This window comes from Nonomuraea sp. NPDC002799 (genome assembly GCF_053592075.1).
This window is the reverse complement of sequence record NZ_JBSFVA010000076.1, coordinates 1-15,779: the sequence shown is the minus strand read 5'-3', so window position 1 is coordinate 15,779 and position 15,779 is coordinate 1. Positions and strand designations below refer to the sequence as shown.

14 protein-coding genes and 1 riboswitch are annotated in these 15,779 nt (G+C 71.3%); of the genes, 12 read left to right on the top strand and 2 right to left on the bottom strand.

Annotated elements, in window-relative coordinates; all coding sequences use genetic code 11:
• Positions 1-147: 147 nt before the first annotated feature.
• Together ACWD0F_RS50575 and ACWD0F_RS50570 are read right to left on the bottom strand one after the other, a co-directional pair.
• Entirely contained in the window at positions 148-1,329 is a 1,182-nt protein-coding gene (locus ACWD0F_RS50575; protein ID WP_449890098.1) for an acyl-CoA dehydrogenase family protein, read from the bottom strand.
• A 26-nt stretch (positions 1,330-1,355) separates the two neighbouring features.
• The gene (locus ACWD0F_RS50570; protein WP_449890096.1) at positions 1,356-1,946 is read right to left on the bottom strand and encodes a class I SAM-dependent methyltransferase; all 591 of its coding nucleotides are present in this window, start codon (positions 1,944-1,946) and stop codon (positions 1,356-1,358) included.
• Between the two features lie 128 nt (positions 1,947-2,074).
• On the opposite strand from ACWD0F_RS50570, the gene ACWD0F_RS50565 reads away from it, so the two are divergent.
• The 12 genes from ACWD0F_RS50565 (at position 2,075) to gcvP (ending at position 15,732) form a co-directional block, all read left to right on the top strand.
• Entirely contained in the window at positions 2,075-3,670 is a 1,596-nt protein-coding gene (locus ACWD0F_RS50565; RefSeq protein WP_449890095.1) for a sensor histidine kinase, read from the top strand.
• Positions 3,667-4,353: a response regulator gene (locus ACWD0F_RS50560; protein WP_449890094.1), complete on the top strand. Its 687-nt coding sequence runs from the start codon at positions 3,667-3,669 to the stop codon at positions 4,351-4,353. Before ACWD0F_RS50565 ends, ACWD0F_RS50560 begins: the two co-directional genes overlap by 4 nt.
• Before the next feature lie 185 nt (positions 4,354-4,538).
• On the top strand, positions 4,539-4,961 hold the full coding sequence (locus ACWD0F_RS50555) for a hypothetical protein (RefSeq protein WP_449890092.1): 423 nt from the start codon (positions 4,539-4,541) through the stop codon (positions 4,959-4,961).
• A 10-nt stretch (positions 4,962-4,971) separates the two neighbouring features.
• The gene (locus ACWD0F_RS50550; protein ID WP_449890090.1) at positions 4,972-5,565 is read left to right on the top strand and encodes a phosphoribosylanthranilate isomerase; all 594 of its coding nucleotides are present in this window, start codon (positions 4,972-4,974) and stop codon (positions 5,563-5,565) included.
• Positions 5,566-5,619: 54 nt separating this feature from the next.
• Positions 5,620-6,531 carry a GNAT family N-acetyltransferase gene (locus tag ACWD0F_RS50545; RefSeq protein WP_449890088.1) on the top strand — a complete coding sequence of 304 codons (912 nt, stop codon included), beginning with the start codon at positions 5,620-5,622 and terminating at the stop codon, positions 6,529-6,531.
• Positions 6,532-6,718: 187 nt separating this feature from the next.
• A complete protein-coding gene (locus tag ACWD0F_RS50540; RefSeq protein WP_449890086.1) occupies positions 6,719-7,300 on the top strand; it encodes a CDP-alcohol phosphatidyltransferase family protein in 582 nt (193 codons plus the stop codon).
• 4 nt (positions 7,301-7,304) lie between these two features.
• The gene (locus ACWD0F_RS50535; protein WP_449890084.1) at positions 7,305-9,809 is read left to right on the top strand and encodes a sugar phosphate nucleotidyltransferase; all 2,505 of its coding nucleotides are present in this window, start codon (positions 7,305-7,307) and stop codon (positions 9,807-9,809) included.
• 279 nt (positions 9,810-10,088) lie between these two features.
• Positions 10,089-10,601 (top strand): FHA domain-containing protein, encoded by a 513-nt coding sequence (locus ACWD0F_RS50530; protein WP_449890083.1) that lies wholly within the window; start codon positions 10,089-10,091, stop codon positions 10,599-10,601.
• 130 nt (positions 10,602-10,731) lie between these two features.
• The gene (gene ftsR / locus ACWD0F_RS50525) at positions 10,732-11,385 is read left to right on the top strand and encodes a transcriptional regulator FtsR (RefSeq protein ID WP_449890081.1); all 654 of its coding nucleotides are present in this window, start codon (positions 10,732-10,734) and stop codon (positions 11,383-11,385) included.
• A 128-nt stretch (positions 11,386-11,513) separates the two neighbouring features.
• On the top strand, positions 11,514-11,984 hold the full coding sequence (locus ACWD0F_RS50520; protein WP_020539830.1) for a bifunctional nuclease family protein: 471 nt from the start codon (positions 11,514-11,516) through the stop codon (positions 11,982-11,984).
• A gap of 147 nt (positions 11,985-12,131) precedes the next feature.
• A complete protein-coding gene (locus ACWD0F_RS50515) occupies positions 12,132-12,752 on the top strand; it encodes a MerR family transcriptional regulator (RefSeq protein WP_449890078.1) in 621 nt (206 codons plus the stop codon).
• Positions 12,753-12,833: 81 nt separating this feature from the next.
• Positions 12,834-12,932, top strand: a riboswitch (glycine riboswitch).
• 169 nt (positions 12,933-13,101) lie between these two features.
• Positions 13,102-15,732 (top strand): aminomethyl-transferring glycine dehydrogenase, encoded by a 2,631-nt coding sequence (gcvP, locus tag ACWD0F_RS50510; protein ID WP_449890077.1) that lies wholly within the window; start codon positions 13,102-13,104, stop codon positions 15,730-15,732.
• Positions 15,733-15,779: the final 47 nt, after the last annotated feature.

The window sequence follows — 15,779 nt, the reverse complement described above, 5'->3', positions numbered from 1 at the left end:
ACACCAACGACCCGGTGCTGAAGACCTGGAGCAACGCCTTCCCCGGCATCATCAGGCCGGCATCGGAGATGAGCGCGGACCTGCGCGCCGCCGACCACGACACCCGAAGGAGGGCAAAGCCGATCACGCCGGAGCCGACACGCCCCGCTAGAAGCTGCGGGGCAGGCCCAGCACCTGCGTCGCGAGGTAGTTGAGCAGAAGCTCCTCGGTCACAGGTGCGACCTTCCCGATGCGGGCGTCGGTCAGCAGCCTGGCCACCGGATACTCGAGCGAGTACGCCATCCCGCCGTGTGTCTGGAACGCGGCGTCCGCCGCCTCCCACGCCGCCTGTGAGGCCGTCAGCTTGGCGATGTTGGCCTCCGGGCCGCAGGGCAGGTGCCGGTCGAACGACCAGGCGGCCTTGTAGATCATCAGGCGGGCCAGCTCGATCTTGGCCTTGACCTGAGCCAGCGGGAACGCGACGGCCTGATTGGCGCCGATCGGCCGGCCGAACACCTCGCGCTCCTTGGCGTAGTCGACGGCCACCCGCAGGGCCACCTCGGCCGAGCCCAGCGCCGAGGCGGCCAGCAGGACGCGCTCGGGGTTGAGAATGTCCCACAGGACGGCCGCGCCGCCGTCCACCTCGCCGACCACGTTCGCGGCGGGCACCCGCAGGTCGTCGAAGAACACCATGTTCGACGGCGTCGTGTTCGCGCCCAGCTTCGGAATCGGCCGGTAGGTCAGCCGGCCGGCGGCCACGGCCTCGGGCACGTTCACCAGGAACACCGTCAGCCCGTTCGTGCGCGGGCGCGCATCGGCGGCCGGGATGGTCCTGGTCACCAGCAACATCCAGGTGGCCCGCTGCACGCCGGTGATCCAGATCTTCTGCCCGTTGATCACGAACTCGCCGCCGTCGCGCCTGGCCGACGTGCTGATCGCCAGCGAGTTGGACCCGGCGTCCGGCTCGGTCAGCGCGAAACAGGTCTCCACCTCGCCCGTGGCCAGCCGGGGCAGCAGGTCCGCCCGCTGGGCGGCGGTGCCGTGCCGGGCGATCGTGAGGGCGCCGAAACCGGGCGTCAGCACGTACGTGAACGCCGACCCGCCGGCCGCGCCCGACGCCGCCAGCGTCTCCGTCGCGACCGCGAGCTCCAGCAGCCCCTGGCCGCCGCCGCCGTGCTCCTCCGGCACCGCCAGCCCCAGCCAGCCACCCTTGGCCAGCTCCTCCCACACCTCCTGCGGCCAGCGCTTCTCGCTCTCGCATCGCTGCCAGTAGTCCAGGTCGTAGCGGGCGCAGATGTCACCGATGCCGCGAAGGACGGCCTGGGCGCTGTCGGGAAGAGAGAAGTCCATCACAGCATCGTAGAATCTCGTTCTGTTCAGGGTCGAGGTCTGCGCGCGTGGAAGACGAAGGCCGGGGGAGCGTTACGCCAGACCGTACGTCCCTGCACCACCTCCTCGAACCGTTCGGCCAGCAGCGTGCGGAAGCGCCGGGCCGAGCTGAGCGGGATGGCGTGCATGTAGGAGAACGTCGTGAACGCCGCCCCATGGCCCATCGCCGACGTCACCGCGGCCAGCAGGTCGCACTGCAACTCCTGGGGGAACGCCGCCCACGGCAACCCGCTCACCACCACGTCCGCCTGCCGCAGCCCTCGCTCGCGCAGCAGCTCGCGCAGCCGCGCCGCGTCACCGTGCACCACGTCCACGGCGGGGAACCGCTCGGCGAGCAGCCGCGCCATCGGCTCGTTCAGCTCCACGGCCAGGTGGTGGCCGCGCCCGGCCAGCCGCTGCTGGATCTCGGCGGTGAACGGACCCGTGCCGGGACCCAGCTCCACGATCGTCGGCTCGCCCCGCTCGGGCACCGGCGCGCAGACGGCCGCGGCGAGCCGGCGCGAACTCGGCGCGACCGCTCCGATCTTGGTCGGGGCTCGGAGAAACTGGCCGAGGAAGAGTGCGCTGTCGTTGGACATGCACTGAACTTAGGGGGCGGACCGCCCAGGATCGCTCCCCCGACCGGGCGGATCTCCGGCCACTTGGAGGAGGCGAAGTCCTCCGCGCGGAGGATCAGCCGATCACGGACCGCGGATACCGTGTGTCCATGCGTTGGCGTGGTGTGCCGCTCGATGTCCTGCTGGCGGTTTCCGGGGTGAGCCTCGATCTGCTGACGACGGCGCACGTGGGCGAGACGAGATTCCTGTCCGGACAGTGGGACATCCCGATGACACTGCTGGTCGGCCTGCCCATGGGGCTGGTCCGGCGCTGGCCCGTGCCCGTCACGCTCTACCTCGCCGCCCTGCTGGCCGTCACCGACCAGATCGGCTCGTCCACCTCCAACACCGCGCAGATCCTCGTCTGCGTGGCGCTCGGCGTGGCCGGATACCGGTCGAGCCTGCGGCCCACGATCGCGGCCGTTGCCGCTACGATCATCGCTACGTCGTTCAACATCGCCGACCCGGGCATCGCGCTGACCGCCAACACCTGGATGTACTCCTTCCTCCTGCCGATCTTCCCGGCCGTGGTCGGGGCCTACCTGCGCAGCTCGGCGGGGCGGCTGGAGGAGCGCGACGTCACACCGGACGCGCTGCTCGCGGCCGGCGGCGTGGCGATCACCGTGCTGAGCACGTGGACCACCTGGCACTCGGGCACGCTGCCCGTCTGGGTCGTGGGCCTGCTCGCCGTGGTCGCCGGCCTGTCGCTGGGCATCGCCCGCCGCCTGCCCGGCCTGGTCTTCCTGCTCCAGGGCGGGCTGCTCGTCTCCGCCGACACCTATCTGAACGACGCCGCCAACACCTGCGTGATCCTCACCCTGATCGCGATCGGCGTGTTCGCGATGCGCGTGACCTCGTGGGCGTGGACGATCGTCGCCTACGCCGCCGGCTGCATGCTGACCGCGATCGCCGTCGTCGGCGACAACACCGAGGTCACCGGGATCCGCGCCGGCATCCTGATGACGCTGGTGGCCACGCCCATCGCGATCGGCCGCTACCTCGGCGTCAAACGGGCCGCCGTCGCCTCCGAGCGGCTGCGCGCCGAGGAGGCCGCCCGCGCGGCGGTGGCCCAGGTGCGCGCCGACCAGCTCGCCGAGCGCGAGCGCATCGCCCGCGACGTGCACGACATCGTGGCCCACCATGTCGGCGCCATGGTGCTGCGCGCCAGCGCCGCCCGTTACACCGCCCCCGACGGCCCCGTCGCCGACGCGCTCAGCGACATCCGCGAGACCGGGCACCAGGTCCTGCAGGATCTGCGCGACCTGCTCGACCTGCTGCGCGACCCCGAACGGCAGCCCGACCTGCTGGCCAACCCCGCCGACGTGGTGCGCGAGTCCGCCGAGCGCATGGCCGCCGCCGGCCTCGTGGTCGACCTCGACCTCGACCCGGCCAGCGACTCCGCCCCCCTCATCGCCCGCACCTCCGCGGCCCGCATCGTCCAGGAAGGACTCACCAACGTGCTCAAACACGCCGGCCCCGGCACCCGGGTCCGCGTCGCCGTGACCACCGCAGGGGAGGGGCTGGCGGTGGAGATCCGCAACGGCCGCCCGCCCACCGCGATCGAACGGCTGCCCTCCTCCGGACGCGGCCTGGCCGGCATGCGCGAACGCGTCCGCACCGTCGGCGGCACCCTCACCGCGGGCCCCGACGGCGAAGGCGGCTGGCTCCTGGCCGCCAGTCTCCCGGCGGCCAGGAACGTCACATGATCCGCGTGCTGGTGGCCGACGACCAGGCACTCGTCCGCGCGGGCGTGCGCATGCTGCTGCAGGCCACGGGCGACATGGAGGTCGTCGCCGAGGCCCAGGACGGCGCCGAGGCGGTGCGCCTGGCCGAGCGCCACCTGCCCGACGTGATCCTCATGGATCTGCGCATGCCCAGGCTCGACGGGCTCGACGCGATCAAACGGGTGCTGTCCACCCGCCCCGGCGCCAGGATCGTGGTGCTGACCACGTTCGCCGAGGACGCCAACATCTACGCCGCCCTGCGCGCCGGAGCCGTCGGCTTCCTGGTCAAGGACGACGACCCCGAACGCATGGTCGACGCCGTGCGCCGGGCCGCCGCCGGGGAGCAGCTCCTGGCGCCGTCGGTGCTGCGCAGGGTCGTGGAGCGGTTCCTGGCGGCGGAGGAGCAGGCCGCCGCGCCCGCGCCCCCCGGGCTGACCGAGCGGGAGCTGGAGGTGCTCGCCCTGGTCGGCACCGGGCTGTCGAACGCCGAGATCGCCGAGGAGCTGCACGTCGGCGTGACCACGGTCAAGACCCACATCGCCGCCGCGATGGACAAGCTCGGGTTGCGCAACCGCATCCAGGCCGCGGTCGTGGCCCACCGCACCGGTCTCGTGGACGCCTCCTTCCGCCCCGTCCGCCCGCCCCGCGGCCAGACCGCGACATGATCACCGCCGCCACCCGGCCGATGTGACCGCGGCCGCCCGGCGGAAGTGACCCGGGTCCGCCGGGCCGCGGGCGCCGGCCGGGTCCGCCGGGCGGTGGACCCGGGTCATCCCGCAGGCTGACGACCGTCCCCGGTCTCCGCCCCGAGCATGTGGTCCTCCGTCAGTGACAGAAGGGACCACCGATCATGTCGGAAGCCGTCGCCACCTCCCGCCCCGCCGCGAAGACGGGCGGCCAGGTCTCCGCCGGGCTCCTCTACGCCCTGCGCGTCGCCGTCGTCGCCCAGGCGGCCGCGCTGCTCGTGGCGGCCTCGTTCGCCGGCCAGGCGGTGGAGAGCGGGGAGGCGGCGACCGAGACGCACGTCATGGCCGGCATGGTCGTCCACCTGGTGGCCCTCGTGCAGATCGTCCTGGCCGTGCTCGTCTGGCGCCCCGGCCGCGGGGCGGGCTGGCCCGCGCTGGCCAGCGTCGCGCTGTTCGTCGTCGGGGCCGCCCAGCACGTCACCTGGTCGTGGCTGGGGGCCCACCTGCCCAACGGGGTGGTCCTGTTCGGCCTCATCGTCGCGGTGCTGATCTGGGTGTGGTCACCGGCAGCGGCCCGCCGCCGTTAGAGTCGAGGGTGTGTACGTGAAGATCTGCGGATTGAGCGAGCCCGAGCACGTGGCCACCGCCGTCGAGGCGGGCGCCGACGCCATCGGGTTCGTGCTGACCCGGAGCCCCCGGCAGGTGACGCCGGAACGCGCGGCCGAACTGGCCGCGCTCGTGCCCGGGCACGTGCTGACCGTCGGCGTGTTCCGCGGCGAGGACCCGGAGGCGGTCCGGGCGGCGGCGCTGGTGTCCGGGGTGCGGGCGATCCAGCTCCACGGCCGGCACCCGCACGGCGACTTCACCGCGCTCAAGGATCTCGGGCGTTCGCTGGTCAGAGCCGTCGACGCGACGGCCGACCTGCGGTGCGGCGCCTACGACGAGGACCTGCTCATCGTCGACGCCCCTCATGCGGGCTCCGGGCAGCCGTGGGACTGGGCGGCGGTCCGTGGCCGGCCGTCGGGCCACTGGATGCTGGCCGGCGGCCTCGACCCGGGCAACGTCACCGAGGCGATCTCGGCCGCCCGCCCGTGGGGGGTCGACGTGTCGAGCGGCGTGGAGACGTCGCCGGGCGTGAAGGACTCAAGCCTCATCGAGGCGTTCCTGCGAGCGGTCCCGCGCGCCGGCTGACCCTTGGACGCCGCGCGTAGGCTGACTTCTGGACGCCGCGAGTAGGCTGACGCGATGGACGAACTCGCCCGGGTGCCGGCCGTGCGCCGGCAGACCGACGCCGCAGACCTGGCACGGGCGCTGGGCTTCGTGCACGACTTCGCCCGCCGCAAGGCACCCCGCGAAATCGCCGTCCCCGGCGGCTTCGCGGTGCTCGACGACCGCTACCCCGGCTCCTACGACGACAACAAACTGATCGTCTACTCCCGCGACCCCCTCCAGACACCCGGCACCCCAGGCCAGGGACCGGGGTCCGGCCAGGCGCCCGGCACCCCGGGTCATCGACCGGGGTCGCCCGGCGCGGAGCCGGGCATGTCCGGCGAGGTGCGGGAGGTCGCGGAGCGGCTGTTGCGGGCGGCCGACGAGGTGCTGGCGGAGCGCGCCCACCGCCTGATCTGCGTGGACGACGACCGGCTCGGCATCGAGCTGGAGCCCGCCTTCGCCGCCGCCGGCTACACCCACGAGACGAACCTCGTCATGGCCTTCCGAGGCACGATCCCGCACGACCCTCCCGCGGCCGAGCCGCTCCCCCTCGCCGAGCTTCTGCCCGTGTTGCGGCGTGACTGGAGTCACACGCTCCCGCAGGCGCCGGAGCACGTGATCGACCAGCTCGCGGCACGGGTGGCGGCCCGGCTGGACGGAGCCGGGACGGTGGGGTTCCGCGGGGTGCGCGCGCCGGACGGGGAGATCGCGGCCCGGGCCGACCTGTACGCGCACGGCGGCGTCGCCCAGATCGAGAGCGTCTTCACCAGCGAGCGGCACCGGGGCCTGGGCTACGCGCGCTCCTTGATGCGCTCGCTGCTGGCGGAGTCGGCGCAGGCGGAGCTGATCTTCCTGCTGGCGGACGCGGACGACTGGCCGAAGGACTTCTACGCCGGGCTCGGCTTCGCGGGGCTGGGCCGCACCCACGCCTTCCTCCGCACCTGATCCCAAGACCTCCGAGGGCGGGCGGCCGTGACTCCGAGGGCCGGCGGCCGCGCACCCCGCATCCCCGGGCCGCATGGGCGCACGGAGGTGCCGGGTCCGTGGAGGTGCGAGGTCCGGAGGGGGCGCCTGTGCTCGACAGTCATGGGCGGGCCGCTGCGGCGGAGTTCCACGCAGTAGGGTCTGCTGCGTGAGCGAAACTTCCGCCGAGGACCGAATCTGGACGGTTCCCAACCTGCTGAGCTTCCTGCGCCTCCTGGGCGTCCCCGTGTTCCTCTGGTTGGTTCTGGGGCCCAGGGCGGACGGCTGGGCCATCGGCATCCTGATGGTGGCCGGCTTCACCGACTGGCTCGACGGCAAGATCGCTCGCGCGTTCAACCAGACCAGCAGGCTCGGCCGGATCATCGACCCCGCCGCCGACAAGCTCTACGTCTTCGCCACCATCCTGGCCCTGCTGCTGCGTGACGTCATCCCGTGGTGGCTGGTCGCGGTGATCCTGGGACGCGAACTCTTCGTCGCGTGTTTCATCCCCGTACTTCGCAAACATGGCTACAAGGCACTTCAGGTGCATTTCCTGGGCAAGGCCGCCATGTTCAACCTCATGTACGCTTTTCCCCTCCTCTTCCTCGCCTCCCACACCGGATGGTATGCCGATATAGCCCGAATTGTCGGGTGGGCCTTCGCGCTTTGGGGAACGGGCCTGTACTGGTGGGCGGGGGTGCTGTATGTGGTACAGGTGCGCCAGCTCGTAACCTCGGCCATAAAGGAGTGATCGGGTGAAGGCGGTCGTCATGGCGGGCGGGGAGGGCACTCGGCTGCGTCCGATGACCGCCAACCAGCCCAAGCCGCTGCTTCCCGTCGTCAACCGCCCGATCATGGAGCACGTGTTGCGCCTGCTCAAGCGGCACGGCGTGACCGAGACGGTGGTCACGCTGCAGTTCCTGGCGGCGCTCGTGCGCAACTACTTCGGCGACGGCGACGAGCTGGGCATGAGCCTCCAGTACGCCACCGAGGACCTCCCGCTCGGCACGGCGGGCAGCGTCAAGAACGCCGCCGACCGCCTCCGCGACGACCGGTTCCTCGTCATCTCCGGCGATGCCCTGACGGATATCGATTTATCCGACATGATCCGGTTTCATCGTGAAAATCAGGCACTGGTGACGATCGGCCTCAAAAGGGTCCCGAACCCGCTCGAATTCGGCATCATCATCGTCGACGACGAGGGCCGCGTTCAGCGCTTCCTCGAAAAGCCCACATGGGGCCAGGTCTTCTCCGACACCGTCAACACCGGCATCTACGTCATGGAGCCCGAGGTCCTCGACGCCGTGGCCTCCGGCGAGCCCGTCGACTGGTCCTCCGACGTCTTCCCCGCCCTCCTCGACCGTGGCGCCGCCATCTACGGCTACGTGGCCGACGGCTACTGGGAGGACGTCGGCACCCACGAGAGTTATCTCAAGGCCCAGGCCGACGCGCTGTCGGGCAAGGTGAGCCTGGACATCGGCGGCTTCGAGCTCTCACCCGGCGTCTGGGTCGCCGACTCGGCCTCCGTGGACCCCGACGCCATCCTCAAGGGCCCCCTGCTCATCGGCGACTACGCCAAGGTCGAGGCCGGGGCCGAGCTGCGCGAGTTCACCGTGCTGGGCAACAACACGGTCGTCCGCGAGGGCGCCTTCCTGCACCGCGCGATCGTCCACGACAACGTCTACATCGGCCCCGGCGCCCACCTGCGCGGCTGCGTCATCGGCAAGAGCACCGACATCATGGCTGGCGCCCGCATCGAGGAGAACGCCGTCATCGGCGACGAATGCGTCATCGAGGCCGAGGCGTACGTCTCCAGCGGCGTCAAGGTCTACCCGTTCAAGACCATCGAGGCCGGCGCGGTCGTCAACACCAGCGTCATCTGGGAGTCGCGCGGCCAGCGCAACCTCTTCGGCCCCAGGGGCGTCAGCGGCCTGGTCAACGTGGAGATCACCGCCGAGCTCTGCGTCCGCCTGGCCAGCGCGTACGCCACCACCCTGCGCAAGGGCGAGCACGTCGTCACCTCCCGCGACTGCTCCCTGGCCGCCAGGGCGCTCAAGCGGGCGGTCATCGGCGCGCTCACCGCGGGCGCCATCAACGTCCTCGACCTGGAGGCGGCCCCGCTGCCCGTCACCCGCTTCCACACGGGGCGGGGGCAGGCCGCGGGCGGCATCGCGCTGCGCACCACGTCAGGCGACCCGCAGAGCGTGGACATCATCATCATGGACGACCGCGGCGCCGATCTGCCCCCGGCCGCCCAGCGCAAGCTGGAACGGGTCTTCTCCCGCCAGGAGTTCCGCCGGGCCTTCCCCGGCGAGATCGCCGAGCTCGCCTACCCGGCCAGAGCCGTCGAGGACTACACCCACGAGCTGCTGCGCACCATCGACATGACCGGCGTCCGGGACATGAAGGTCGTCGTGGACTGCGCCGGCGGCACCTCCTCGCTCGTGCTGCCCTCGCTGCTCGGCCGCGTCGGCGTCGAGGTGCTCACCGTCAACGCGCGGCTCGACGACGTCTCGCCCACCGAGACGCTGGCCGAGCGCCGCCGTGACCTGCAACGCCTGTCGGAGCTGGTCAGCTCCTCGCGGGCGGCGTTCGGCGTGCGGTTCGACCCGGTCGGCGAGCGCATCGCCCTGGTGGACGAGATGGGCCAGCTCATCAACGAGGAACGCGCCCTGCTCGTCGTGCTCGACCTCGTCGCCGCCGAACGCCGGGGCGGGCAGGTGGCCCTGCCCGTCACCACCACCCGGGTGGCCGAGCAGGTCTGCCGCTTCCACGGCGTCCAGGTGCAGTGGACCTCCACCGCGCTGGACGCCCTCACCTCGGCCGCGGCCGGCCCCCACATGGTCTTCGCCGCCGACGGGCGCGGCGGTTTCGTCGTCCCGGAGTTCGGCCCGGCCATCGACGGGCTGGCCGCGTTCATGCGCCTGCTCGGCCTGGTCGCCCGCACCCGCCTGTCGCTCAGCCAGATCGACGCCCGCATCCCCGAGGTGAAGCTGCTCAAGCGGACGGTGCCGACCCCGTGGGCGGCCAAGGGCGCCGTCATGCGCTCGGTCATCGAGTCGGCCGAGGCCGAGCCGGCCGGTCATCGCATCGACACCACCGACGGCGTGCGGATGGCCTACGACGACGGGAGCTGGGTGCTGGTCCTGCCGGCCGCCGCCGAGCCCGCCACCGACCTGTGGGCCGAGGCCGCCGACGTGGACGGCGCCCAGGCGCTGCTCGAACGGTGGGCGCGCATCGTGGAGCAGGCCGCCGGTTGATCCCGTCACACCGCGTCACCGCGGCCCCCGGAGAAAGAGGTTGCCCAGGATGTGCGCGAGCAGTGCCGCAAGATCGTAATGTAGAAACGCGCGGCGGCATGGACCACGGGGCGGAAGCGGCGGTAACTTTGTCTGCGTCCAATCCACAGTGCAGCGCCCCGCCTTGACCTTTGCCGCTGATCAGCGTAAGTTGCGGCATTCGCAAACTTGAAAAAGCGGAGCGAGGCGCGTCCCAGAGCACCGTCGCCGCGTCTTCGCGGTAGGAGGCCGAGCCGATCGATGCCGAGCGTCTACTGCACGCAGTGCGGGCACGCCAACCCCGAGGATGCCCGTTTCTGTTCCCGCTGTGGGTCACCGCTGACCAGACTCGAGGTCTCCGGGGACACCACGTCGACGATCTCCGTAGCGGGAATCGAGGCGTACGAGGCTGAGACAGGCGACATGCTGCTCGCCGAGCGGGCGCTCGTCGAGCAGCTCCCGCCCGGCACGGCGTTGCTCACCGTGACCAGGGGGCCCAACCAGGGGAGCCGGTTCCGGCTCGACAAGGAGCTCACCACGACCGGGCGCCATCCGGAGAGCGACATCTTCCTCGACGACATCACGGTCTCCCGCCGCCACGTCGAGTTCTACCGCCACCGCGGCGGTCAGTTCTCCGTGCGCGACGTGGGCAGCCTCAACGGCACCTACGTCAACAGGGAGCGGATCGAGGAGGTTCCCCTGCACTCCGGAGACGAGGTGCAGATCGGCAAGTTCCGCCTCGTCTTCCTGATGCGGGCCAACGCCGGCGCATGAGCGGGGCGGAGCGAGCGACCAGGAGAGGCGGCCTCGTGCGCGTTCACGCGGCCGGTGGAGGAGGCCGCATGAGCAGGCGACCCGTCGAGACGGCCGGGTTCGCGCTCGGGCGGCTCGCGGAGCGGGCGGCATGAGCTCTCAGGCGGCCCGCTCGCACATGAGCATCGGGGAGGTGCTCGCGCTGCTGCAGGGCGAGTTCCCCGATGTGACCATCTCCAAGATCCGCTTCTTGGAGGGTGAGGGCCTGATCGAGCCCGAGCGCAGCCCCTCCGGCTACCGCAAGTTCACCCATCTGCACGTCGAGCAGTTGCGCTTCATCCTCACCGAGCAGCGCGACCACTACCTGCCGCTGCGGGTGATCAAGGACAGGATGGCCGAGAGCTTCGGCCTGCCGCGTCCGGTGCAGCAGAAGCAGGAGCTCAGGCTCAGCAGGGCCGAGCTGATCGAGGCGGCGGGGATCGACGAGGAGACCCTCGACGACCTGGAGGACTACGGTCTGCTGACGCCGGTCGCCCGGCGTTACGACGAGGAGGCACTCAAGGTGGCGCGCACCGTCGGGGCCCTGGCCCGTTTCGGCCTGCACGCCAGGCACCTGCGCTCGGTCAGGGCGGCGGCCGAGCGCGAGTGCGGACTCGTGGAGCAGGCCGTGGCGCCGATACTCAAGCGGCGCGCCCCCGGAGCCATCGGCGAGGCCGACGAGGTCGCCAGGGAGCTGTCCGCTCTTCTGCTCGACCTGCACGCATCCCTTGTGCGTACGGGTGTCCGTTCGGTCCTCGGGCGCTGAGGCCGTAGCAGGCTGAGAGCCGGGGGCACATTCCAGGCCCCCCGGGTGTTACGTTGAATAAGCAGTCAGCAGAGAAGCGACGAGCCAATAGCTGTGCCGGGTGACCGGTCAGGAATACGGAGCAGCCCGTGTTGCAGATGGAGGTCGTGGGCGTTCGCGTTGAGATGCCCACAAATCAGCCGATCGTCTTGCTCAAGGAGGCACACGGGGAGCGGTTCCTGCCTATATGGATCGGCATGACGGAGGCCACGGCCATCGCGCTCGCTCAGGCTGAGGAGCCGCCGCCGAGGCCGCTCACCCATGACCTTTTCCGGGATGTGCTGAGCGCTCTGGGCGTGGGCCTGCGGGCGGTCAACATCGTGGCGCTGCGTGACGGCATCTTCTTCGCCGACCTGGTTTTCTCCAACGGGGTGGAGGTGAGCGCGCGGCCTTCCGACTCGATCGCGCTCGCCTTGCGCACCGGAGCACGGATTTTCGCCAGCGAGGAGGTGGTCCAGGAGGCCGGCGTGGTCATCCCGGACGACCAGGAGGACGAGGTGGAGAAGTTCAGGGAGTTCCTTGACACGATCACCCCCGAGGACTTTGGCAGGGCGGGGTAGGTATTTCAGTGCATTTACGCTTCACGACGCGCCGAGCCGGATCGTTGACTGAGCATGGTCACGGTCCTACGGTGCAAGTGAAACCCGTGGTCGCCCTTTACGAACCCCCAGATCAGGCCACGGGATGAGAGAAAGCCGGAGGTCCGCGTGGCGGTCAGCAGCGGCGAGGGAAAGACGGCCGGCCAGGAAGATCCGGTGCGGCGTGAGAGCGCGCGGCAGCGTGCCGGAGAGCAGGGTCTGCTCTTCGACGAGCAGCCTGCGGCGTTGCCAGGCGACATCGGATACCGCGGGCCGACCGCCTGCGCGGCGGCCGGCATCACCTACAGGCAGCTCGACTACTGGGCGCGCACGGGCCTGGTGGAGCCCACGATAAGAGCCGCGCACGGCTCGGGCTCCCAGCGGCTCTACTGCTTCCGCGACATCCTGGTCCTCAAGGTCGTCAAGCGGCTCCTCGACACCGGGGTGTCGCTGCAGCAGATCCGCACGGCCGTGCAGCACCTGCGTGACCGCGGGGTCGCCGACCTCGCGCAGATCACGCTCATGAGCGACGGTGTCAGTGTTTACGAATGCACGTCGGCCGACGAGGTCATCGATCTGCTTCAGGGAGGTCAGGGCGTGTTCGGCATCGCCCTCGGCCGAGTCTGGCGCGAGGTCGAGGGCTCCCTCGCGGAGCTGCCGGGGGAACGCGCGGCGGTCGAGGACACCGTCCCGGCCGACCATCCCGCTGACGAGCTGGCCCAGCGGCGCCGGGCGCGGCGCATCGGGTGAATCCCCCTAAGGCCCCCCTCTAGGGGGCCTCTGCACGCGGTCCATGGGGCATACCGTAGTAATCTGGGACAGCAAGGCTGATGACCCCGTGCGGGAGAGTCCCTGGGCCCCTGGGTCCTGGGGCGCCGAAGGAGCAACCCTCCCCGGAATCTCTCAGGCATCCCGTACCGCTCGGGTGAGGCAACTCTGGAAAGCAGGTGCGCCCGCCAGGCGCGTCTCACCGACGGTGCAAGCCCCTGTCCGGGGGTGAAGCTCTCAGGTCGCGGTGACGCCCGCAGGGACAGAGGGGGAGATCCGGCATTCGCCCGCGCCCTGGCGCCGGTCTCCATAGCCTCGGGAGGCATTGCCCATGACCGATCTGTCTGCTCCGCCGTTCTCGTCCCGGCACATCGGCCCATCCGAGCCCGAGCAGCAGCGCATGCTCGAGGCCGTCGGGTTCGAATCCGTCGCGGACCTGGTGGCGGTGGCCGTTCCGGAGGCCATCAGGGCCAAGGACCGGCTCAAACTGCCCGCCGCGATCGGCGAGGCCGAGACCATCGCGGAGCTGCGCGCCCTGGCCGGCCGCAACCGGGTGCTCACCTCGATGATCGGACTGGGCTACTACGACACGGTCACGCCCGCCGTCATCCGCCGCAGCCTGCTGGAGAACCCGGGCTGGTACACCGCCTACACCCCGTACCAGCCGGAGATCTCGCAGGGCCGCCTTGAGGCGCTGCTGAACTTCCAGACCGTCGTCTGCGACCTGACCGGCCTGCCGGTCGCCGGCGCCTCCCTGCTGGACGAGGCCACGGCCGCCGCCGAGGCGATGACGCTGGCCCGCCGCGCGGGCAAGTCCAAGAGCGACGTGTTCGTGGTCGACGCCGACGCGCTGCCCCAGACCAAGGCCGTGCTCGCCACGAGGGCCGAGCCGCTCGGCATCACGCTGGTGGAGCGGGAGCTCGACGGCGAGCTGCCCGAGTGCTTCGGCGTGCTCGTCCAGTACCCCGGCGCCTCCGGGCGGCTGCGCGACTTCCGCGCCGTGGCCGCCGCCGCGCACGAGGCGGGCACGCTCGTCGTGGCCGCCGCCGACCTGCTGGCCCTGACGCTCGTGACCGCCCCCGGCGAGCTGGGCGCCGACATCGCGATCGGCTCCTCGCAGCGCTTCGGGGTGCCGTTCGGGTTCGGCGGGCCGCACGCCGCCTACATGTCCGTCCGCGAGGGGCTCCAGCGCCAGCTCCCCGGCCGCCTGGTGGGCGTGTCGGTGGACGCCGACGGCGACCCCGCCTACCGCCTGGCCCTGCAGACCCGCGAGCAGCACATCCGCCGCGAGAAGGCCACCAGCAACATCTGCACCGCCCAGGTGCTGCTCGCCGTCATCGCCGGCATGTACGCCGTCTACCACGGCCCCGAGGGCCTGCGCCGCATCGCCCACCGGGCGCACCGCCACGCCGTGGCCCTGGCCGCCGGGCTGCGCGAGGGGGGCGTGGAGGTCGTGCACGAGGAGTTCTTCGACACCGTCCTGGCCCGCGTGCCCGGCCGGGCCGCCGCCGTGCTGGCCGCCGCCGCCGAGCGGGGCGTCAACCTCTGGCAGGTCGACGCCGACCACGTCTCGATCTCCTGCGACGAGAAGACCGGTGCCGCCGAGGTCGTCAAGGTGTGGGCGGCGTTCGGCGTCGACCGCCCCGACGTGGCCCTGGACGCCGACGCGCTGCCGGGCTCCCTGGCGCGCGAGAGCGACTACCTGACCCATCCGGTCTTCCACGGCCACCGCTCCGAGACCGCGATGCTGCGTTACCTGCGCAAGCTGCAGGACAAGGACATCGCGCTCGACCGTTCGATGATCCCGCTCGGCTCCTGCACCATGAAGCTGAACGCGACCACCGAGATGGAGCCGATCACCTGGCCCGAGTTCGCCGCGATCCACCCCTACGCGCCCGACGACCAGAGCCGGGGCTACCAGGAGCTGATCGGCACGCTGGAGGGCTGGCTGGCCGAGGTGACCGGCTACGACGCCGTCTCGATCCAGCCGAACGCGGGCTCGCAGGGCGAGTTCGCCGGGCTGCTGGCCATCCGGGCCTACCACCGCGCGGGCGGCGACGAGGCGCGCGACGTGTGCCTGATCCCGTCCTCCGCCCACGGCACGAACGCCGCCAGCGCCGTCATGGCCGGCATGCGCGTGGTGGTCGTGGCCTGCGACTCCGACGGCAACGTGGACCTGGCCGACCTCGACGCCAAGATCGGCAAGCACCGCGACACGCTGGCCGCGATCATGGTGACGTACCCGTCGACGCACGGCGTCTACGAGGAGACCATCACCGAGGTGTGCGCCAAGGTGCACGAGGCCGGCGGCCAGGTCTACGTCGACGGCGCCAATCTCAACGCGCTGGTCGGGCTGGCCAAGCCGGGTGAGTTCGGGGCCGACGTGTCCCACCTCAACCTGCACAAGACGTTCTGCATCCCGCACGGCGGCGGCGGTCCCGGCGTCGGGCCCGTGGCGGTGCGCGGCCACCTGGCGCCCTACCTGCCCGGTCACCCGCTGCACAACGGCACGCCGGTGGGGCCCGTCTCGGCGGCTCCGTACGGCTCGGCGGGGATCCTCCCGATCTCGTGGGCCTACATCAGGATGATGGGCTCCGAGGGGCTCACGGCGGCCACCGAGCAGGCCATCCTGTCGGCCAACTACCTGGCCAAGCGGCTGGCCCCGCACTATCCCGTCCTCTACACCGGGCGCGGCGGGCTGGTGGCCCACGAGTGCATCGTGGACCTGCGGCAGATCACCAAGGACACCGGGGTCACCGTGGACGACGTGGCCAAGCGCCTCATCGACTACGGCTTCCACGCGCCGACGATGTCGTTCCCGGTGGCCGGCACCCTGATGATCGAGCCGACCGAGAGCGAGGACCTGGCCGAGCTCGACCGGTTCGCCGACGCCATGATCGCCATCCGGGGGGAGTCCCCAGGCTGCGCTGGAGCAACCGGCTGGTCATTGAACACTCCCTAGTGACAGGCCCCTGGCGAACAGGCGCTGGGTGGCGAGGAACAACACGA